Consider the following 20,618-nt stretch of genomic DNA (forward strand, 5'->3'; position numbering starts at 1 on the left):
TCGACGATGTTGCAGCCCTGTCCGGCCAGATAGTTCGAGATCGCCGCAACAATCCCACGCGTCGATTGGCACGTCACTGTCAATACATAGCTCGTCATGCTGATCTTCCTCCGCCATTCGCGGCCAAAATCCCTCCTTTGCGCCGGGGCGATCTGTCCCGGCACATGGGTCAATTCTCGCGTCTTTTTGCGCACTCAGATATCGAGCGTGCTGTCGCGCTCCCATTGCGTGAAGTGCGAGCAGTAGGCGTTCCATTCCTGATGCTTGAGTTTCAGATAGGCTTCGGAGAATTCCGAACCGATCGCCTGCTTCAGCCCCTCGTCCTCGTCATAGGCACGCAGCGCATCGAGCAGATTGAGCGGCAGGCGCGGCGCATTCTTCACGAGATGACCCTCCGCATACATGTCGATATCGTGATGAGGCCCGGGATCGGCCATGCTGCGCAGGCCATCCAGGCCGGCGGCGATGATGACCGCCTGCAGAAGGTAGGGATTGACGGCACCATCGGGCAGGCGCAGCTCGAAGCGGCCGGGACCGGGCACACGCACCATATGCGTGCGGTTGTTGCCAGTCCATGTCACGGTATTGGGGGACCAGGTAGCACCCGATGTCGTGCGCGGCGCATTGATGCGCTTATAGGAATTGACCGTCGGGTTGGTGATCGCCGCCAGCGACGAGGCATGTTTCATGATGCCGCCAAGGAAATGCTTGCCCTCGGCCGACAGACCGAATTCAGCTTCCCTGTCGGCAAAGACATTGGTCCTGCCATCATTGCTCCATACGGAAATATGGCAATGGCAACCGTTGCCCGTGAGCCCCTTGAAAGGCTTCGGCATGAATGTCGCTCTGAGGCCATGCTTCTCAGCGATCGACTTGACCATGAACTTGAAGAAGGAGTGCTTGTCCGCCGTCTTCAGTGCATCGTCGAACTCCCAGTTCATCTCGAACTGGCCGTTCGCGTCCTCATGGTCGTTCTGATAAGCACCCCAGCCGAGCTCCAGCATATAGTCGCAAATCTCGGCGATGACGTCATAACGGCGCATGACGGCCTGCTGGTCGTAGCAGGGTTTTTCGGCGGTGTCGTATTCGTCCGAGATCTTCGAGCCATCGGCGGTGATCAGGAAGAATTCGGCTTCGACGCCGGTCTTCACCCGCTTGCCTTCAGCCTCGGCCTGCTTGACGAGCTTCTTCAGCACGTTGCGCGGCGCCTGGGCGACGATCTCGCCATCCATCAGCAAATCGGCGGCGACCCATGCAACCTCTTTCTTCCATGGGAGCTGGATGACGGAGGAGGCGTCCGGCACGGCAAAAAGATCGGGATGGGCGGGTGTCATGTCGAGCCAGGTGGCGAAGCCGGCAAAGCCGGCGCCCTCTTCCTGCATCCCGACAATCGCCTGCGCCGGCACGAGCTTGGCGCGCTGACCGGAAAAAAGATCCGTATAACTGATCATGAAATATTTGATGCCTTTGTCCTTTGCAAAGGCAGCAAGATCCAGTGTCATTCTCGTTCCCCTTTGGATTTCTTCGAGACACTTCGATGATGCATGCAACGTCCGGGCCTCTCAGGCCCAGACGGAATCTTAAAAGCCTCCCTTGCCCGGGTACCAATTGGTGCCGGCAAGCGGAATCTGCGCCATGGCGGCAGCTTCCATCGTCAGCGCACAGAGGTCTTCCGGCTCCAGATTGTGCAGGTGATTTTTGCCGCAAGCGCGCGCGATCGTCTGCGCCTCCAACGTCATCACCTTGAGATAATTGGCCAGCCGCCGGCCCGCAGCAATCGGATCGAGCCGGCTTGCGAGCTCCGGATCCTGCGTCGTGATGCCGGCCGGGTCCTTGCCCTCATGCCAGTCGTCGTAGGCGCCGGCCGTCGTACCGAGTTTCTGATATTCTTCTTCCCACTTGGGATCGTTGTCGCCGATCGCAACCAACGCCGCCGTGCCGATGGCGACCGCATCCGCGCCCAGCGCCAGCGCCTTCGCCACATCGGCGCCGGAGCGAATGCCGCCGGAGATGATGAGCTGCACCTTGCGGTGCATGCCGAGATCCTGCAGCGCCTGGACCGCAGGGCGAATGCAAGCGAGCGTCGGCATGCCGACATTCTCGATGAAGACATCCTGCGTCGCGGCCGTGCCGCCCTGCATGCCGTCAAGCACGACGACATCGGCGCCCGCCTTCACGGCAAGAGCGGTATCGTAATAGGGGCGTGCGCCGCCGACCTTCACATAGATCGGCTTTTCCCAATCGGTGATCTCGCGCAATTCCATGATCTTGATTTCGAGATCGTCCGGACCGGTCCAATCCGGATGGCGGCAGGCCGAACGCTGATCGATGCCCTTCGGAAGGTTGCGCATGTGGGCGACACGATCGGAGATCTTCTGGCCGAGCAGCATGCCGCCACCGCCGGGCTTGGCGCCTTGACCCACAACGACTTCGATTGCGTCGGCACGGCGCAGATCCCTAGGGTTCATGCCGTAGCGCGACGGGAGATACTGATAGACCAGTGTCTGCGAATGGCCGCGCTCCTCGTCCGTCATGCCGCCGTCACCCGTCGTCGTCGATGTTCCAGCAAGCGTCGCGCCGCGGCCGAGGGCTTCCTTGGCGTTGCCGGAAAGCGCGCCAAAGCTCATGCCGGCAATGGTGATCGGGGTCTTCAGCGTGATCGGCTTCTTGGCGAAACGGCTGCCGAGGACGACGGTCGTATCGCACTTCTCGCGATAGCCTTCGAGCGGATAGCGCGAGATCGAGGCACCGAGGAACAACAGGTCGTCAAAATGCGGCACCTTGCGCTTGGTGCCGGCGCCGCGAATGTCGTAAATGCCCGTCGCCGCCGCGCGGCGGATTTCGGCGAGCGTATGATCGTCGAAGGTAGCAGACTTGCGAGGCGGCGTGTGCGGATTGTGGTAGTTCATGAGGTCCCCTTCGCCTTAGTACGCGTCGGCATTGTCGATGTTGAAATTATAGAGCTTGCGCGCCGATCCATAACGCTTGAACTCCTCCGGCCTGACGCCGCGCACGCCGGCCTTTTCCAGAAGCTCGGAGAGCTTCTCCAGATGCTCCGGGCGCATTTCCTTTTCAATGCAATCGGAGCCAAGGCTTTTCACCGAACCGCGGACGAAGAGCTTGGCCTCATAGAGGCTGTCCCCCAGCGCATCGCCGGCGTCACCGAGCACGACGAGATGGCCGGACTGCCCCATGAAGGCCGACATATGGCCGATATTGCCGTAGACGACGATATCAATGCCCTTCATCGATATGCCGCAACGCGAGGCGGCATTGCCCTTGATGACAAGCAGGCCACCCTGCCCGGTCGCCCCGGCATACTGGCTGGCATCGCCTTCGATGACGACGGTGCCGGACATCATGTTTTCCGCAACGCCTGGGCCGGCCGAACCGTGGATGGTGACGTTGCCGCCATCATTCATGCCGGCGCAGTAATAGCCGACGGAGCCCTTGATATCGACGGTGACGGGCGCGTCGATACCGGCGGCCACCGCATGATGGCCGCGCGGATTGACGACTTCGAAAGCAGTATCGTTGGTGCCGGCGGCGAGGCCATGAAGAGCGCTGTTGAGTTCGCGCAACGGTGTGACGGATAGGTCGAAAACTGGCATGTAAGATCTCTCTCGATTGCGGCGCTTCTGATCAGGCAGCCTTTTCGTGATCCCAGAAATAGACGGTCGCCGGCTCCGGCTCCCAGATACGGGCATCCTCGATGCCCGGAAGATTGACGAGCGCGCGATATTCGGAGCCGAAGGCGACATACTGGTCAGTCTCGGCCATGACGGCCGGCTTGCAGGCGATGGGATCGCGAACGACGCCAAAGCCGGACTTGGTGCCGACGACGAAGGTGAAGAAGCCGTCGAGATCGTCGACGGCGCTTTCGAGTGCCGCCCCGAGATCCTTGCCTTTCGCCATCTCGGCCGTGAGATAGGCAGCGGCCACCTCTGTATCGTTTTCCGTTTCGAAGACCATGCCCTCGCGCTTCAGCTCGCGGCGCAGGTTGTTGTGGTTCGAGAGCGAACCGTTGTGAACCAGGCATTGGTCCGAGCCGGTGGAGAAGGGATGGGCGCCGAGCGTGGTCACGGCCGATTCCGTCGCCATGCGAGTATGGCCGATGCCGTGCGTGCCAGACATGGCGGTCACGCCAAAGCGGGAGACCACATCCTTCGGCAGGCCGACTTCCTTGTAGATCTCGACGGTATCGCCGCTGCTCATGACGCGGATATTCGGACGTGATGCCGTCAGGGCCGCCCTACCCTCGTCAAGCTTGTCCTTGGCAAGGGTGATAACCGCATGCGTGCTCTTGACCACGACGGATACCGGGATGTCGAGCGCGCGCCGGAGTTCATATTCCAGGCCGTCGAAATCCTTTTCCGGATCGGCCGACTGGACTGTGATCTTTGCCGTCTTGCCATTATCGTTGCCGTAGATCGCAATGCCCGCACTATCGGGTCCGCGATCGGTCATCGTGATCAGCATGGAAGACAGAAGCGCGCCGAGTTTCGGCTCCAGCGCCTTATCTTTCAAGAAAAGACCGACAATTCCGCACATGCCCAAACCCTCCGTTTTCGCATCTGCAAAAATGGCTAGCAGGTCCAATGCGGTTTTTCAACTCAAAAGAATAATTTTTTCTTTTAAGGCAAGTCAGTCAGTCTTGCCTCTTTGTGGATAGCTGATGATCGACAGGTATTTGGCCGGCAATTTCACCAGCACCTCCGGGCCATGCGGCGCATCCGCATCGAAGAAGAGGCTGTCGCCCGGCTGCATGGGGTAGAGCTGATCGCCGTGGCGGTACATGACCTCACCCTCGAGCATATAAAGGAACTCCATGCCCTCATGCTGGAACGTCGGGAAGACATCGGAATCCGCCGTCAACGTGATGAGATAGGGCTCGACGATGACGCCGCTCGAATTGTTGTCGATATGGCCGAGGAGATTATATTGATGGCCCGCGCGCGTACCACGGCGTTCGAGTTCGACACCCTGACCGGCCTTGACGAAGACGGCGTTGCGCGGCTCTTCATAGCGACGGAAGAATGCGGTCAGCGGCACACCGAGTGCACGCGATAGCGATTGCAGCGTCGTCAGCGACGGCGAGATATTGCCATTTTCGATCTTCGACAGCATGCCGAGCGAGATCCCCGTCGCGGCGGCAAGATCCGTCACAGTGATGCCGAGCTTCTTGCGATAGGCGCGAACCTCGTGGCCGATCGCCATTTCGAGATTGTTTTCCTTCGGCTCGCGCACCGCATGCGGATTTTGGGAGAAGGCCGATCGTCCAGCATGGGATTGATCATCGGCCGATACAGTGTCTGCCTTGGTTTTCATTCCGTATCCTTCTTGCCGGCAGGGCTTGCTGGGAAGGACTCTATCCTCCCAGTGAAATGTTCTCAACTACGACGAAAATCAGCTACGGCGGGTTTCGCCGGGGGCGATCCCGTAAAGGGAGCGATAGGCTCTGGAGAAATGCGCGCCGCTTGAAAAGCCGGTGGCGACGGCAATCTCGGAGATAGAAAGCGGGCTCTGCTCCAGCAACCGCCGGCCATGCTGCAATCTTATTCGCCGATATTGATCAAGGAATGTCGAGCCGAGATGAACGGCAAACAGCCGGTCGAGATGACGCGGCGTAACGCCAGCGATGCGCGCCATGGCGGTGCGGTCGAGCGGCATTTCGATCGTCTCCTCCATTTTTTCCAGCACGCTCAGCAAGCCCGGATGGTGAACGCCGTAACGCTCGGCGAGCGAACCGCGTTGCGGCGCAGTCGGCTCGCCAACTTCGGTATGCAGATACCAGTCGCTGACGCGGCGAGCGAAATCGGCACCCATGCGCTCTGATATCAGCACATGCATCATATCGAGCGGCGCGATGCCGCCGCCGCAGGTGATACGATTGCCGTCGATGACGAAGCGTGCCTGGCGCGGCGATAGCGCGGGGAAGGCTTCGAGCAGGGCCGGCGCGTGCTCCCAATGAATGGTGAAATCGCGCTCGGCCAGAAGACCGGCGGCGGCCAATAGATAAGGACCGCCCGAGATGCCGCCGATGCGAACGCCCTCACGCGCGAGCTGGCGCAGGCAGGCAAGGACCGAAGGGTAGTGCCAGTCTCGCGGCGATCCGCCGGCGCAGACGAAAACCGTGCCAAGACCTGAGCCTCGACCAGGAAGAGGTTCGGCCGGCACCGGCACGCCGCCCGACGAGACCGCCGGGGTGCCGTCCGGCGAGAAGATCGACAATCGATAGATTTCCCGCCCGGCCAGGAGATTGGCCGCCCGCAACGGCTCGCTTGCCGAGGCAAAGGACATCAAGGCGAATCCCGGAATCAGTATGAAACCAATATTCTGGCTATTTTTGCTATCGATCGCCGTCATGTCCCTTTTCTATCGAAAAAGGTCCCAATTGGGCAAGTCGGCATTTGCCGCTCTGTCATCATGAACGCAATTCAAAGCGGACCTGACCATGCGCTATTCGGCTTTCTCTGTTTTCCTCAACGGTCTTCGCGGCAATACCGGCTGGGCGCCTGCCTGGCGCCAGCCGCAACCGAAGCAACATTATGATGCCATCATCGTCGGTGGCGGCGGCCATGGGCTGGCGACTGCCTACTATCTCGCCAAGACCTTCGGCATCACCAATGTTGCCGTTCTAGAGAAAGGCTATCTCGGCTCTGGCAATATCGGCCGCAATACGACGATTATCCGCTCGAACTACCTGCTTCCCGGCAACAATCCGTTTTACGAGCTTTCGATGAAGCTCTGGGAAGGGCTGGAGCAGGATTTCAATTTCAACGCCATGGTCTCGCAGCGCGGCGTGCTCAATCTCTTCCATTCGGATGCACAGCGCGACGCCTATACCCGGCGTGGCAATGCCATGCGCCTGCACGGCGTCGATGCCGAGCTGCTCGACCGCGAAGCCGTTCGCAAGAAGCTGCCCTTCCTGGACTTCGAAAACGCACGATTCCCGATCATGGGCGGCCTGTTGCAGCAGCGCGGCGGCACGGTGCGCCACGACGCAGTCGCCTGGGGCTATGCCCGCGGAGCCGATAGCCGTGGCGTCGACATCATCACCGGCTGTGAAGTCACAGGCATCCGCACCGACCAGGGCCGCGTGACGGGTGTCGAGACGACGAAGGGGTTTATCGGTTGCGGCAAGCTTGCGCTGGCGGCGGCCGGCAATTCCACCGTCGTCGCCGATATGGCGGGGCTGCGTTTGCCGATCGAAAGTCATGTGCTGCAGGCTTTCGTCTCCGAGGGCCTAAAGCCATTCATCGATTGCGTCGTCACCTTCGGCGCCGGCCATTTCTATGTCTCGCAATCCGACAAGGGCGGCCTTGTCTTCGGCGGCGATATCGACGGCTACAATTCCTATGCCCAGCGCGGCAATCTCGCGACTGTCGAACATGTCGCCGAAGCCGGTGTGGCGATGATCCCGGCACTGACGCGCGTGCGCTATCTGCGCACATGGGGTGGCATCATGGATATGAGCATGGACGGCTCCCCGATCATCGACCGGACCCACATCGACAATCTCTATCTGAACGCCGGCTGGTGTTACGGCGGCTTCAAGGCCACGCCGGCCTCGGGCTACTGCTACGCCCATCTGATCGCCCGCAACGAGCCGCATGAAACGGCGACGCAGCTGCGCCTCGATCGCTTTCGGCGCGGCTATCAGATCGATGAAAAGGGCGTCGGCGCCCAACCGAACCTGCATTGAGGACATGACACGATGGCAAGCCTGATTTCCTGCCCTCACTGCGGCACCCGGCCCAAGGAAGAATTCACCATCAAGGGCGATGCAAGCCTCCGCCGCCCTGCTCCGGATGCCGGCGCGGAAGACTGGTACGATTACGTCTATTTGCGCGACAACCCCAAGGGGTGGCACAAGGAATACTGGCACCATTCCTCCGGCTGCCGCCGCTGGCTGATCGTCGAACGTGACACGGTCACTCACAAGGTTCATGGCGTCAGCGACGCGGCACTTGCCAAGCTCGGAGGTGAGGCATGAGCAGCTATCGCCTCTCCTCCGGCGGCCGGATCGACCGCTCCAAAACCGTTGCCTTCAGTTTCGATGGCCGAGATTTGACCGGCCATCCGGGCGACACGCTTGCCTCCGCGCTTCTTGCCAACGGCATCCAGCTTGTCGGCCGCAGCTTCAAATATCACCGGCCGCGTGGCATCCTGACGGCGGGTGCCGCCGAACCCAATGCGCTCGTCACGACCGGCACAGGCGGCCGCACCGAGGCCAACAGCCGCGCCACGATGATCGAGCTCCATGAGGGGCTGATCGCCCGCAGCCAGAACCGCTGGCCCTCGCTTGCCTTCGATTTTGGCGCCGTCAACGGGCTTCTGTCGCCCTTTCTCAGCGCCGGTTTCTACTACAAGACCTTCATGTGGCCGGCCGCCTTCTGGGAAAAGGTCTACGAGCCACTGATCCGCAAGGCAGCCGGTCTTGGCAAGGCGTCCTATGACACCGATCCCGATTCCTACGAGAAGTGCTGGGCGCATTGCGACTTGCTCGTGATCGGTGCCGGGCCTGCAGGTCTTGCCGCGGCGCTGACCGCGGGACGCGCCGGAGCGCGCGTCATTCTCGCGGACGAAGGCTTTGATCTCGGCGGCAGCTTGCTCTCGGAGAGCAGCTCGCCCCTCAACGACATGTTGGACGAACTCGACAGCCTGCCGAACGTGCAATGCCTGTCGCGCACGACGGTTATCGGCTGGTACGACGACAATGTCTTCGGCGCGGTCGAACGCGTCCAGAAGCATGTGGCAACACCCGACCCCCGCCAGCCTGTCGAACGCCTCTGGCGCATCATCGCCAAGCAGGCGATCCTTGCGACAGGCGCCGAAGAGCGGCCGCTTGTCTTTGGCGGCAACGATATTCCAGGCGTCATGATGGCTGGCGCCATGCGCAGCTATCTGAACCGCCAGGCTGTCGCGCCCGGCAAACGTACGGTCGTCTTCACGACCAACAGTTCCGGCTATCGCACTGCCGCCGACCTTGAGGCCGCAGGCATTGACGTCGCCGCCATCGTCGATACGCGCGCCACAGGTGAACACTGGAACGGCAAGGCGCGGGTGCTGACCGGTGCATGCATCATCGATGCGGTCGGCCCCAAGCAGGTCCGCGGGGTCAAGATTGCGAGCGGCTCGGGCATGCAGGAGATCGATGCGGATGCTTTGGCCATGTCCGGCGGCTGGAGCCCGATCATTCACCTTGCCTGCCATCGCGGCGCCAAGCCGGTCTGGTCGGAAAAGCATGCAGCCTTCCTGGCGCCGGAAAGACAGGAAGGCTTGCTGATTGCCGGCTCCGCGGCCGGTCTTGCCTCCATCGATAGCTGCCTTGGCGACGGAGCGATCAAAGCCGCCGAGGCGCTGGAAGCCATCGGCTTTGGCAAGGTCGCTCCCGCTTTTGCTTCAGCAGAAGAAGTACCGACTGTTGCCGCGCGGCTCTGGCATATCAAAGGCGGCAAGGGCAAGGCCTTCGTCGACTACCAGAACGACGTGCATTTGAAGGATCTCGGGCTTGCCGTGCGCGAAGGCTATGGTGATGTGGAACTCGCCAAACGCTATACGACGAACGGCATGGCGACCGATCAGGGCAAGCTTTCCAACATCAATGCCATCGGCATCCTCGCCGACGCCCGAGGCGTCTCACCGGCCGAGGTCGGGATCACGACATTTCGGCCGTTCTATACTCCTGTTTCCTTCGGTGCTTTGACAGGTACTTCGCGGGCTAAGCATTTTCAGCCGGCGCGAAAATCCCCCTTGCACGAATGGGCAAAGAAGAACGGCGCAGTCTTCGTCGAGACCGGCCTCTGGTACCGCTCCTCCTGGTTCCCGTGCGAAGGCGAGAAGACCTGGCGCGAAAGTGTCGATCGCGAAGTCCTGAACATTCGAAAAAATGCCGGCATCTGCGATGTTTCGACGCTCGGCAAGATCGAGATCTTCGGCAAGGACGCGGCAACCTTCCTCGACCGCATCTATTGCAACGGCTTCGCCAAGCTGTCCGTCGGCAAGGCGCGCTACGGCATCATGCTGCGCGAAGACGGCATGATCTATGACGACGGCACCACCAGCCGCTTGAGCGAAGACCATTTCTTCATGACCACGACGACGGCGCTAGCCGCCGGCGTGCTCGCCCATCTGGAGTTCTGCGCCCAGACTCTATGGCCCGAGCTGGAGGTCTATTTTGCGTCATCAACCGATCAATGGGCTCAGATGGCGGTCGCCGGACCGAAATCGCGGACGATCCTCTCCGAGATCGTCGACGAAGATATTTCCGACGCCGCCTTCCCGTTCATGAGCGCGCGCGCGGTCTCATTGTTCGGTGGCAAGCTTGAAGGCCGCCTCTTCCGGATATCCTTTTCGGGCGAGCTCGCTTACGAGCTCGGCGTGCCGGCGGCCTATGGAGAGTTCGTCGCCGACGCCATCATGGAGGCAGGCGAGAAGCATGGTATCTGCGCTTATGGTGCCGAAGCGCTCGGCGTCATGCGCATCGAGAAGGGCCACGTCACCCATGCGGAGATCAACGGCACAGTCACACCGGGCGATCTCGGCTTTGCCCGCATGGTTTCGACGACCAAACCCGATTTCATCGGCAAGGCCATGCTCCAACGCGAAGGCCTGCAGGCCGCCGACCGGCCTTGCATCGTCGGGGTCAAACCGGTAGATCCGGCGACCAGCTTCCGTACCGGTGCCCATATCCTTGCGGACGGTGCGGCGGCGACGCTCGAAAACGACCAGGGCTATGTGACATCGAGCGCCTTTTCCCCCAGCCTCGGCCATACGATCGGGCTCGCTCTTATCAAGAACGGACCGGCGCGCGTCGGCGAAAAGATCATCGTCTGGAACGGGCTTAGAAACGAATACACGGATGCCGTGATCTGCAGCCCGGTCTTCATCGACCCTCAGAATGAGAAACTCCATGCCTGATTTGCCGATATCAAAGCCGGTCCTTGCCGGAAAGGCCGTTCTGCAAGGCCGGACCATCCGGCTGGAAGCCCTGCCGGAGGGCCATCTCCTGCATGTGATGGGTGCAACCACGAGCGAAGAGCTTGCGGCCCATCTTCCCGCGGCCGGCCTCAAGCAAAGTTCCGTACGCCCGGCGGGATACCGGCAATGGTTCATTGCCGGCAATGAGCCGCTCGCCGAATCCGAAAGGCAGGCTCTGGCTGATACCCTGGCCGGCCGTGCCTTCATCTGCGACCAGAGCCACGGCCGTATCCGCATCCTCATTTCCGGCCCGAACGCCCCCCAGCTGCTCAACAAAGGTACGGCCGTCGATCTGCATCCATCGAGCTTCCCGGAGGGGGGCAGTGCCATGACGCTTTTCGGTCATATCTCGGTGCAGCTCACGCGCACCGGCATGAACGATTTCGAACTGACTGTGCTGCGCAGCTTTGCGGAATCGCTTTATGAGGAACTCGAGGTTCTGGCTCGATCTCAGGGTGCCGAGCAGCTCGCGCTCTGAACCACATCCAAAGATGTTTTGGCGCGGATATAGTCAGGCAAGACTATCTTGCTCGCAGCCGTCATACGCGCAACGCGCGAGGTGCGCCTCAAACACAACGTTAGTAAGAAAAACTTATAATTAGTCCCCTGTTAACCATCTTGAGCTTAGAGATTGTTGATCCAGAGGCACGTCCGCCTTCCCCTGTTTTGCGAATAAATCGTTCATGTCGATCATCCACGCCCTCGGCGCAAATAGCGGTCGCCTCATCAGAATCACCTTTGGTCCGGGCGGACGCGAGCGCCCGCCAGTACGCGCAACGGGCAAAGCCAAACTCGCCAAAGCTCGCATCATGATGCTCGCGGGTGGGCTGCTCGTCTGTTATGTGGCGATCTTTGCCAGGCTTACCTATTTCGATATGGAGCCAAGGGCCGACACGTCGGCGATTCCGCCGGACCATGTCAGCGCTGCGCGCCCGGATATCGTCGACAGAAACGGCGAATTGCTCGCAACCGATATTCGCACCGTCTCGATGTTTGCCGAGCCCAACCGCGTGATCGATCCGGACGAGGCAGTGGAAAAAATCGCCTCGATCTTTCCCGATATCGACCGCAAGTCCCTTTATAAGAAGCTTGCCGACCGCCGCTCGCATTTTGCCTGGCTGCGCCGGCAGCTGACGCCGAAGGAACAGAGCGAAATCCTGGCGCTCGGCATTCCGGCGATCGGTTTTCGGCCTGAGGTCAAGCGCTTCTATCCAGGCGGGCGAACCGCCGCACATATTCTCGGCTATGTCGATATCGACAATCATGGCGTTGCCGGCATGGAGAAATATCTCGACATGCAAGGTCTGTCGGATCTCGCGTCCACGGGCCTGACGAGCCGCGACCAGCTGGAGCCGGTGCGGCTTTCGATCGACCTGCGCGTCCAGAACATCGTCCATGACGTGGTGTCGGACGCAATCAGCCGATACCAGAGTCAGGCGGCAGGCGCCGTCATTCTCGACATTCACACCGGTGAAGTCCTGGCTATGGCCTCCGCCCCCGATTTCGATCCGAACGATCCGCAGGCTGATGTCAAAGGCTGGCTGAACCGCATGTCGAACGGCACAGACGAGATGGGCTCGGTGTTCAAGACCTTCTCGATCGCAATGGCCATCGACACGGGTATGGTCAAGCTGACGGACACCTTCGACGCCAGCTCTCCCTTGCATTACGGCGGCTTCACCATCCATGACGACCGCGACGTGCCGCGGCGTGTTCTGTCGATCCCTGAAATCTTCCGCTATTCGTCCAACATCGGCACGGCCAAGATGATGGACAAGGTGGGCATGGCCATCCAGAAGAGCTATCTGACCCGCTTCGGGCTGTTGACGAAGATGCAAACCGAACTGCCCGAGGTGAAGGCGCCCAGCCAGCCAAAGGTTTGGAAGAAGCTCAACTCCATAACCATCGCCTTCGGCCACGGCGTCGCCACCACGCCGATGCAGACCGCCGTCGCTGGCGCAGCCCTCATCGACGGCGGCAAGCTGATCGAACCCTCCTTCCTTCCGCGCACACAGGAAGAGGCGGAAAAGACCGAGACGATGATCGTCAAGAAGAGCACCAGCGATACGATCCGCTATCTCTTCCGGCTGAACGGCGAACAGGGCACCGGCCGAGCCGCCGACGTCCCCGGCTATCATGTCGGCGGGAAGACGGGCACCGCAAACAAGGTCATTCACGGCGTTTACTCGCACAAGCTCAGCTTCAATTCGTTCCTGGCCGCATTCCCTATGGATAACCCGAAATATGTGGTGCTGGCCTTCATCGATCAGCCGCTGACGGGCGTGCACAACCTGAACCTTGCTGCAGAAACAGCGGCACCCATGGTCCATGACATCATCAGCCACGCCGCGCCGCTGCTCGGCGTCGAGCCCGATTTCGGGTCGAACTTGCTCGCCGCCTATTGAAGATTGGAGCAGTTCCAGGAAGAGTGCGCGGCGGATTTCCGTCCGGAATTGCTTGAAAACAAAGAGCTGGAACGGATTCGAAGAATCCGTCAAACGCCGCTATAGCCACAGCCGCGCAAGAAAAAAGTGGCAGCCTCGCGTGCATGATCTTCCATCTGCGACTTCACGGGCGTCAGATCGGCATGAAACAGCGAGGATATCATCATCGGCAGCAACGCCAGATCGATGAAGTATCGGGTGGTGGCTTCAAGGTTAGCCGGTGCGAAGGCAGGCAATGACTTGAGTTCTTCGGCCTCCGCCAATTCTGCCACGAGTTTCATTGCGGTAGCCGTTCCATGTGCCCGCATGGCATAGTGGATCGTCGTTGCCAGATCCGGATGACGGGTCGCTTCACCGATCACGCTGCGTATGAGCCCGATGGTCTCCGACCTTATGGCGCGCTGGACGATCAAGACACCTGCGGATTGGAAGCGTTCAAGGATGCTGCCCGACGTGGCTGAGGCCACCATTTCACCGGATTTTTGCGCCCAGCGGATGACGACTTCTCTGAACAAGGTCTCCTTGTTGATGAAGCGCGCATAGATGCTCGGCTTGCCGGCTCTCGCCACCTCGGCAATCTCGTCAATGCTGGCGCCCTCATAACCTCGGGCGATGAAGACCTGGAGGGCGGCCTGCAGAATTCTGTCCTCGACCTCTCCCGCCCTCTCCCGCGGCGGACGGCCACGTCGCGTTGCATTTGTCTTTGCCGGCGTAATCTGGGGTTTTGCCATTTCCCGCGGCATGACGGACCTCACTGCTTTTTGATTGGCTTGGACGCGGTTTAGCACCCTCCGCGGCTCTTGACTAACATCCCGATCAGTTCTACGTCAATATTTAAATTGAACGTTTCATTTCAATTTATGCCCTTGTGATAAAAGAGGTAGAAGATGAGCACGCCTCAGGATGAGACTCTCGGAAAATTGATCGTGCTGGAGCCGAAGACGGCCGGCGGCAAGGTAAATCATGAGCAAAGCGGCCTCTCGGCCGAACAGGAAAGGGCAGAAGTGCCGCAACCCGGCGACAAAACCCGAATACCTGACGAAACCGAAACGCCGGATGATCCCGGCCAGAAGGACGCGACCGGCAGCCCCTCCCGGCGCCGTCGGATGCTCCTGATCGGCGGAAGCGCGCTCGCTGCGGCAGCCGTGGTAACCTTTATCTATTGGGACAACGCCTCTCATTATGAAAGCACCGACGATGCCTTCATCGCTGCGCGGCAATATGCCATCACCTCGCGCGTAGCCGGTTATATTTCTTCCGTCCCCGTCACCGATAACCAGCACGTCACGAGCGGCGAAGTGATCGCCCGCATCGATGATCGCGACTATCAAACAGCTCTGGAGCAGGCACAGGCTCAGGTCGCTGCCGCAAACGCCAATATCCAGAATACGGAGGCGCAGAAGCGGGTTCAGGAAGCGAATGTGGAAGAGGCCAAGGCTCAGGTCGCACAGGCCCAAGCCAACCTCGTCTTCGCCCAGCAGCAAAACGACCGCTATCAGGGGCTGGTGAAGAGCGGCTCCGGCACTCTTCAGGAAGCGCAGCAATATACATCGCAATTGCACCAGCAACAGGCTGCACTGAACACCGATCAAGCCTCGCTGACCGCTGCGCAGCGTCAGCTCGACGCCTATGACTTCCAGATCGCCAACGTTCAGGCAACTCTTAAGCAAGATCAAGCCCAGCTCGACCAGGCCAAGCTCAATTTTTCCTACACGACGATGACAGCAGCTCAGCCCGGTCGAGTGGTGCAGCTGTCGGCCGGCGACGGCGAATATGTGCAGGCGGGCACGAATCTGGCCATGTTTGTGCCGGACAAGCTCTGGGTCACGGCCAACTTCAAGGAAACCCAGCTCGATCATATGCGCCCGGGCCAGCCGGTAACGCTGACTATCGACGCTTATGGCGGCCGCACGATCTATGGCCATGTCGCAAGCGTGCAGCCGGGATCGGGAACGGCATTCTCATTGCTTCCGGCAGAAAACGCCACCGGCAACTATGTAAAGATCGTCCAGCGCGTTCCCGTGAAGATCAAGCTTGATGACGTGCCGAGTGATGTCGCATTGGGCCCAGGTATGTCCGTCGTCCCGAAGGTGCGCACCGATGCCAGTCCCTCCTTATGGGAAAGCTTGAGGAACGTGTTGTGAGCACGAACGGCGTCGCCAGATCGGTGGCAAACCCCTGGATCATTGCGATCGTCGTCGCGCTTGCCAGCTTCATGGAAGTGCTTGACACAACCATCGCCAACGTCGCCCTGAATTATATTTCCGGCGGCCTCGGTGTCAGCCAGGACGAAGCGTCCTGGGTCGTCACCACCTACCTCGTTTCCAACGCCGTGATCGTGACGGCCACGAGCTATCTCGTGCGCATTCTCGGTCGCCGGACTTTCTTTCTCAGCTGCCTTGCGCTCTTCACCATCAGCTCCGTGATGTGCGGCTTTGCGCCCAATCTGCAATTCCTGCTGCTCGCCCGGATCCTGCAGGGCATCGGTGGCGGCGGCATGGTGCCGGTTGCCCAATCCATTCTGGCCGACAGCTTTCCGCCGGAAAAGCGAGGGCAGGGCTTTGCCTTGTTCGGCGTGGCCGTTGTCGTTGCTCCTGTGGTCGGGCCGACATTGGGCGGGTGGCTTTCGGATAATTTCTCATGGCACTGGTGCTTCCTGATCAACGGTCCCGTCGGCATCCTGACGCTTGCCGCCGTTGCCATGCTGATCAAGGAACCGGCAGGAGCAGCGCAAGAGCGCGCCCTGAAGCGCAGCCACGAGCCCGGCTTCGATTGGATCGGCTTCGGACTCGTCGCCACCTTTCTTGGAATGCTGGAGCTGATGCTCGACCGAGGATTGGAAGACGATTGGTTCGGCTCCAGCTTCATCGTTGCGGCAGCCGTGATCTGCGCGCTTGCCTTCCTGCTGATGATCCCCTGGGAACTGAAGCACAAGAATCCAGCTGTCGACATCAGGATGCTGGTCAGCCGACAGTTCGGCACCTGCTTTCTGGTAATGATGGCGACGGGCGCGCTTCTGCTCGCCACGACGCAATATCTGCCGCAGCTGGTTCAGCAGAATCTCGGCTACACCGCAACCTGGGCGGGGCTGATGCTGTCTCCCGGCGGCGTGGTCACCATGGTGATGATGTTCGTGGTCGGCTTCCTATCATCGAAAGTACAGCCGAAATATCTGATCGCGATCGGTGCCGGCTTCGTCGCCCTGTCGATGTATCAAGTAACCAGCGTCTATAGCGCCGTAGGTTTCTGGTATCTCGCCGAAGCCCGCATGCTGCAGGGGATCGGCCTGCCATTCATCTTCCTGCCGATCACCTCGGCCTCCTATGACGGGATTCCCGCCAGCAAGACCGACCAGGCCTCCGCGCTGCTGAACGCCGCTCGCAATACCGGCGGATCGATTGGCGTGTCGCTGATTTCCAACATCATCACCCATCGTGAGCAGTTCCACCAAAGCCGCCTGGTCGAACATATCATCCCGTCGAACGGCGCCTATCAGGATACCTACGGTCAGTTGAGCAACTATTTCATGGCGCAAGGAAGCTCGGTTCTGACCTCCCACCAACAAGCACTCGCCTGGATCAATCAGCAAATACAGAACCAGGCTTCGTTTCTTTCTTATGTCGATGCTTTCTGGGTTCTGACGCTGATCTCGCTAGCCGCCATTCCCCTTGCCTTGACGTTACGCAACGTAACGCTCGGCAAGAAAGCATCCATGGGACATTGACGCACCGGCGCTTCCGGTCGGAGCTTTCGAGGCGACGGAAGTTCCGACCCGGAAAGAAATGGCCGCGGGGCACTCTCAGCTACCGCGGTTCATCACCGCTATCGCGACGCGTCGGCGGAACTTCACGGACAAAAACCCTGACAGCTGTCAGGGTTTTGGCCCATGGCCGCCAGAGGTAGCGCGACGCATGTTGCCTCTCTGCCGGTCGCCGGGCGACGCAAACCTCCCAGGACCGCCTTTCCAGCGTTCGTTATTTGCAAAACCCTGACAGCTGTCAGGGTTTCGGTGCGAACACCAAGGCTGAGCGGGCTCGCTCCGGCCAGAAAAGAACTACCCCGACCAGGTGTTGAAGGTGGCCCGGCCAACCCGCCAGGATCGTCCCTCGCAGATATCTCCATTGCGGCTACCTTGAACTTTGGGAATTCCGACATGTCCCTTGAGTTATACGCAGCATTCATCGCGGCAACGGTCGCGTTCGTACTGCTGTCAGGTTCCAACGCCGCGCTGACTACGGCGAATTCTATTGCCTATGGTCGCAGGTTCGGATCACAGTCCTTGAAACAAGTACGGCAACGATCCAACACATCGAAAAGCCGGGAGAACTTCACTTGCTGGTCATGAGCGATGTTATCTTCGCCATGCCAGAAGCGTCGGTAGCCGACGAATAATAACTGAAATCAAGGAGAGGTATGATGAACGCTTCACAGTTTCTCATCGGCGAGAGCGATGGGTGGCTTGTCAGCCATCGCGCGAATTCGGCCCTTCCCGGCTATCTCATGATCGCATCGAAAAGATCCGCAAATGATCTTTTCGATCTACCCGATGCCGCTCTTAGGGAGATCGGTCCGCTGCTGGTGCTGTCTCAGGCAACATTGAAACAGGAGCTGGGCGCTCCACGCGTCTATATCGGCCGATATGGTCATGTTTCCGGACTTACCTTTCACTTCCATGTCATCCCCATTTACGATTGGGTGGAGAAACTGTTCTGGCAAGATGCTCGCTATCGGATCCTCGAACAATTTGCCGAAGGGGAGGGGGAGACCGAAACGGACGGCGCGGAACTGACCCTGTTCGTCTGGCGCGAATTCTGCGAACGTCTGCAGCCGCCTGAGATTGAAGGACCAAATGTTCCGGAGACCATCGCGCTCCTGCGCGAGGCGATGCGGTTCTGTCTGCGGGCGATTTGAGCGATGTGCTTAATCGACAATTTCCTTGACTAATCGGTCGGTTTGGCATGCTATATCACGCAAGACGGACGAAATGCTTCGCTTTCCGTGCCTAAATTCGGCGCTGTCTAAATAACGGATTTTCAAGGAAAAATTTGTAATAGAGAAGCTAAATCCTGGTTAGCTTCCATGAGCCATACAGCGTGGATGCAGGCTTCGGAGCCACGCAAAGGCGCCACGCCCAAGCGGTAATTTCGCCTCAAGGATCGGGGTAAAACAGCCTCCCGATGAGCATTTTTGTCGGCTTTTTGGATGAATTTTCGTCCAGCTTTCCCAATCACCGGATATCCCGAACCAATGAATTTCCAAGGAAGCTTGGGCTCGCCCGCGAGCGCGGCCTCAGCTGCCACCCACTCATGACTAATGGGCAACGTCGTGAGATAGCGCGACAAATGCGATCGGCTGAGACCGATCCTGGTCTAGGTAGCTCAAAGCCAAGGCTAACTGCTCTGGCAGTTGCCGCGCGGGCTTTCGGATGACTGCAATCGCCAAGACGCATTACAAAATTGTAAGGGTGCTATTCATTTTCGGTTAAGTCTCGATCGGTCATCAAAGTCATGCGTAAACGCGCAGCATCAACCCCCAATGCTTACGAGGTTTAATATGAAAAGCCTGCTTCTCTCTTCGGTGATCGCCCTGGCATCCATGGTCGCCGTCAGCGCCCCCTCTCAGGCAGCTCCGTTTCATCGTCATCACCACGATTGTTTCGTGAAGACGGTGAAGCATAAGGTTCATGGCCACTGGGTCGTCCGCAAGGAACGCGTCTGCCGTTAATCCAAGGCGCGGGTCTAGGCCGCCGCCGACTTTCGGCGGTCAATGGACGGCCATGGCTGAAAGATCGGCTTTGGCCGTCTCAATTGATGGAAAGGACTGTCCTGCCGCCGCTCGCTCGGTAACGGCCGAGGCTCATTCCAAGGGCGTATTTCAGATCGTCGATACCCTGGAAACTGAAGCAACCCATCACGAAACCCTCAATATGATATTGCTGTCTCTGTTATTTGCTCGAAGCAATGCCATGAGCGCGGGACCGAGTGAAAACTCACCGCGTTTCGCCTTTGATGTAAGATCTCGCAGATAAGCGCCGGCCGAATTGATATGCCCTGATCGCTCGAGAATACAAGCTATCGTCGCGGCGGCGTTTTCCGGCCCCATTATCTCGCAAGCATCCTGATAGGCCGAAGCACTGACGCCCAGCATAGATCGCACGACGACCGCCGCGCACATCAGGTCTCGCCAGCTGTTGATAATGCCCGTCGGCCCATAGGAGCTTATTTCCGGGCACGCCTTCAGCACGAGGGCTAAAGGAAATATTCGCATCGCTTCTTTCCTGGACCCGCCTCTTTCTATGGACCTCGTGTCCGGCTTTGTTCGAAAGCTTGGTTCAAGTTCATTAAGAGATTCGGGATTCGAACTCTGTATGTGCTGCTCATCATGGGCATCATTGGTGCTATAATTTTCAATTTCTTGCTGCGTTTCCAGCAGGTTGATGATCTCGCGGCGAAGAAGCTCCATGTCTTCGAGAACGGAAATGATGTCGGGCATCGTCGGCGAACGAGGAATGCGAGCGACGATGGCGTTATAGCTGTCTTCGATCGGCGCCCAGTTGCCACCGAAGCCTTCCGTGCAGGCCGCCGTGATCAATTTGCGGACGTCGCGCCGGCAGATCGTCAGGCTTTCCTTGGCGCGACGAAGGGCCATTCGCTCCGCCACGACCTGCTGAGCCGTGATCGCAAGCTCCTCGGCGCGCAGCAGCAGCGGTGAGATATCGAAGCCGAATGCGTTTTCGATCTCACCCGTCCGGCTTTTTCTCGCATAGCGCTTGCCATTGGCGCTATCCTTTCTGGCGATCAGGCCAGCCTCGACGAGAAGCGCAAGATGCCTGCGAAGTGTGGCGCCCGCGATGCCGTGAGCGCGCAAGGTCAACTGCGCATTGGATGGAAAGACAACGAGCTGGCCACCCTGGCGGAGTTCATTTTCGGGATAAAAGCTCAATAGAGCGTCAAGCACGGCAAGGCTACGATCTTGCAATCCGAGCTTTTGCCGCGCTTCGGATGCGTCTCGAAAGACTTTCCATTTATCGACCGACTTGCCAGGCTCGATCCTATTTACGGCGATCTGTTGCCGAAGCAGGGCAAGCGTCATCGGCCGCCGCCCAAAAGGCGTCGTTACACTTCCATTCTGCATTTTCCTCACCTTCAAGAGGCAAAAGAAATACGATCACCAAAAACGGTGCCAAAGACT

18 protein-coding genes and 1 pseudogene are annotated in these 20,618 nt (G+C 59.4%); 9 read left to right on the forward strand and 10 right to left on the reverse strand.

All coding sequences use genetic code 11. From position 1 onward, the window contains the following. From purU to PH558_RS26515, 7 genes and pseudogenes are all read right to left on the reverse strand, one after another. Positions 1-98, reverse strand: a pseudogene (gene purU / locus PH558_RS26485) (formyltetrahydrofolate deformylase); the annotation flags it as partial. 96 nt (positions 99-194) lie between these two features. Next, the gene (gene glnT / locus PH558_RS26490) at positions 195-1,502 is read right to left on the reverse strand and encodes a type III glutamate--ammonia ligase (RefSeq protein WP_285207409.1); all 1,308 of its coding nucleotides are present in this window, start codon (positions 1,500-1,502) and stop codon (positions 195-197) included. A 78-nt stretch (positions 1,503-1,580) separates the two neighbouring features. Then, positions 1,581-2,909 carry an FMN-binding glutamate synthase family protein gene (locus tag PH558_RS26495; RefSeq protein WP_285207412.1) on the reverse strand — a complete coding sequence of 443 codons (1,329 nt, stop codon included), beginning with the start codon at positions 2,907-2,909 and terminating at the stop codon, positions 1,581-1,583. 15 nt (positions 2,910-2,924) lie between these two features. Beyond that, entirely contained in the window at positions 2,925-3,611 is a 687-nt protein-coding gene (locus tag PH558_RS26500) for a GltB/FmdC/FwdC-like GXGXG domain-containing protein (RefSeq protein WP_095438570.1), read from the reverse strand. A 31-nt stretch (positions 3,612-3,642) separates the two neighbouring features. Beyond that, the gene (locus tag PH558_RS26505) at positions 3,643-4,551 is read right to left on the reverse strand and encodes a class II glutamine amidotransferase (protein WP_285207415.1); all 909 of its coding nucleotides are present in this window, start codon (positions 4,549-4,551) and stop codon (positions 3,643-3,645) included. Between the two features lie 93 nt (positions 4,552-4,644). Then, complete coding sequence (locus PH558_RS26510) at positions 4,645-5,328, reverse strand: helix-turn-helix domain-containing protein (RefSeq protein WP_285207421.1); 684 nt, start codon at positions 5,326-5,328, stop codon at positions 4,645-4,647. Between the two features lie 78 nt (positions 5,329-5,406). Next, a complete protein-coding gene (locus PH558_RS26515) occupies positions 5,407-6,366 on the reverse strand; it encodes a GlxA family transcriptional regulator (RefSeq protein WP_285207422.1) in 960 nt (319 codons plus the stop codon). Positions 6,367-6,454: 88 nt separating this feature from the next. Here PH558_RS26515 and PH558_RS26520 point away from each other — a divergent pair, with 88 nt between their 5' ends. From PH558_RS26520 to PH558_RS26540, 5 genes are all read left to right on the forward strand, one after another. Further along, positions 6,455-7,705, forward strand: coding sequence for a sarcosine oxidase subunit beta family protein (locus tag PH558_RS26520; protein ID WP_285207424.1), 1,251 nt, complete (start codon positions 6,455-6,457; stop codon positions 7,703-7,705). A 12-nt stretch (positions 7,706-7,717) separates the two neighbouring features. After that, positions 7,718-7,996, forward strand: a complete 279-nt coding sequence (locus PH558_RS26525) for a sarcosine oxidase subunit delta (RefSeq protein ID WP_113409943.1) — start codon at positions 7,718-7,720, stop codon at positions 7,994-7,996. Then, positions 7,993-10,923, forward strand: coding sequence for a sarcosine oxidase subunit alpha family protein (locus tag PH558_RS26530; RefSeq protein WP_285207425.1), 2,931 nt, complete (start codon positions 7,993-7,995; stop codon positions 10,921-10,923). The genes PH558_RS26525 and PH558_RS26530 overlap by 4 nt, the downstream gene beginning before the upstream one ends. Then, positions 10,916-11,461, forward strand: a complete 546-nt coding sequence (locus tag PH558_RS26535; protein ID WP_095438564.1) for a sarcosine oxidase subunit gamma family protein — start codon at positions 10,916-10,918, stop codon at positions 11,459-11,461. The genes PH558_RS26530 and PH558_RS26535 overlap by 8 nt, the downstream gene beginning before the upstream one ends. Before the next feature lie 205 nt (positions 11,462-11,666). Further along, on the forward strand, positions 11,667-13,388 hold the full coding sequence (locus PH558_RS26540; RefSeq protein ID WP_285207428.1) for a peptidoglycan D,D-transpeptidase FtsI family protein: 1,722 nt from the start codon (positions 11,667-11,669) through the stop codon (positions 13,386-13,388). A gap of 89 nt (positions 13,389-13,477) precedes the next feature. Here the strand turns inward: PH558_RS26540 and PH558_RS26545 are convergent, their stop codons facing one another. Beyond that, a complete protein-coding gene (locus PH558_RS26545) occupies positions 13,478-14,158 on the reverse strand; it encodes a TetR/AcrR family transcriptional regulator (RefSeq protein WP_285207430.1) in 681 nt (226 codons plus the stop codon). Positions 14,159-14,314: 156 nt separating this feature from the next. Here PH558_RS26545 and PH558_RS26550 point away from each other — a divergent pair, with 156 nt between their 5' ends. The 3 genes from PH558_RS26550 (at position 14,315) to PH558_RS26560 (ending at position 18,338) form a co-directional block, all read left to right on the forward strand. Beyond that, positions 14,315-15,571, forward strand: coding sequence for an HlyD family secretion protein (locus PH558_RS26550; RefSeq protein WP_285207432.1), 1,257 nt, complete (start codon positions 14,315-14,317; stop codon positions 15,569-15,571). Then, the gene (locus tag PH558_RS26555; RefSeq protein ID WP_285207435.1) at positions 15,568-17,151 is read left to right on the forward strand and encodes a DHA2 family efflux MFS transporter permease subunit; all 1,584 of its coding nucleotides are present in this window, start codon (positions 15,568-15,570) and stop codon (positions 17,149-17,151) included. Before PH558_RS26550 ends, PH558_RS26555 begins: the two co-directional genes overlap by 4 nt. 689 nt (positions 17,152-17,840) lie before the next feature. Further along, positions 17,841-18,338, forward strand: coding sequence for an HIT family protein (locus PH558_RS26560; RefSeq protein ID WP_483314190.1), 498 nt, complete (start codon positions 17,841-17,843; stop codon positions 18,336-18,338). 122 nt (positions 18,339-18,460) lie between these two features. Here the strand turns inward: PH558_RS26560 and PH558_RS26565 are convergent, their stop codons facing one another. Next, entirely contained in the window at positions 18,461-18,769 is a 309-nt protein-coding gene (locus PH558_RS26565) for a hypothetical protein (RefSeq protein ID WP_285207439.1), read from the reverse strand. Positions 18,770-18,980: 211 nt separating this feature from the next. Here PH558_RS26565 and PH558_RS26570 point away from each other — a divergent pair, with 211 nt between their 5' ends. Beyond that, complete coding sequence (locus PH558_RS26570) at positions 18,981-19,151, forward strand: hypothetical protein (RefSeq protein WP_168192627.1); 171 nt, start codon at positions 18,981-18,983, stop codon at positions 19,149-19,151. Positions 19,152-19,337: 186 nt separating this feature from the next. Here the strand turns inward: PH558_RS26570 and repC are convergent, their stop codons facing one another. Then, positions 19,338-20,561: a plasmid replication protein RepC gene (gene repC / locus PH558_RS26575; RefSeq protein ID WP_285207442.1), complete on the reverse strand. Its 1,224-nt coding sequence runs from the start codon at positions 20,559-20,561 to the stop codon at positions 19,338-19,340. Between the last annotated feature and the right edge of the window lie 57 nt (positions 20,562-20,618).

Origin of the sequence: Rhizobium pantanalense (assembly GCF_030182525.1) — a bacterium.
In the GTDB taxonomy this organism is placed as follows: domain Bacteria; phylum Pseudomonadota; class Alphaproteobacteria; order Rhizobiales; family Rhizobiaceae; genus Rhizobium.